Source organism: Prevotella sp. P5-64 (genome assembly GCF_002251285.1).
Lineage (GTDB): Bacteria > Bacteroidota > Bacteroidia > Bacteroidales > Bacteroidaceae > Prevotella.
In genome coordinates this window covers 1-540 of sequence record NZ_NPJK01000077.1, presented here as the reverse complement: position 1 = coordinate 540, position 540 = coordinate 1, and the positions used below count along the sequence as shown (strand labels likewise).

The window sequence follows — 540 nt, the reverse complement described above, 5'->3', positions numbered from 1 at the left end:
AGCTGTTTTTGTACCGGCGACTGCCGGACTTTTTTTACCGCCAAAGGCGGACTTTTTGTTTTTGCGGCTTTTCAGCCTGCCGACAGGCAGGCGCGGATGAGGGTGGCGGCGAATGGCCGAGAGCGTGCTCTCGACGACATTGCCGACACCCACAAACGCAAAGGGCGCAGCCCTGAAAAACCGCAAATCTTTTTGTATCTATATCAAGCTGATTATGCATACTACAACCGCCAGCAACACTTTTTTCTTGTCATTTAGACTGACTATGTCTATAATTATACGTACCCTTACGGCCGTATATGCAAAAAGATATAACAAAACGGAGTGAAATGATAGTTTGATGACCAAAGAACATGTAACAGATCATTTGTTTTCTATGGCAGCAAACGAAATGAGGATGGGGATGGTTGCCATAAGGATGAGATAGATACAAAAAGCCGTAGAGTCTTCTGAAGGCTTCGCCTTTGTGGCTATGGCGCCGCCGACAGTCGGAAAACAAGTTTTCCTTCGTGTCACCACCGCCACAACCACAGTCATGCG

At 47.2% G+C, this 540-nt stretch carries 1 protein-coding gene; it reads left to right on the top strand.

Translation table 11 applies throughout. The features are described from left to right. On the top strand, window positions 1–258 hold a 258-nt coding region (locus tag CIK87_RS14450), incomplete at its 5' end, for a hypothetical protein (protein WP_158216265.1). Between the last annotated feature and the right edge of the window lie 282 nt (window positions 259–540).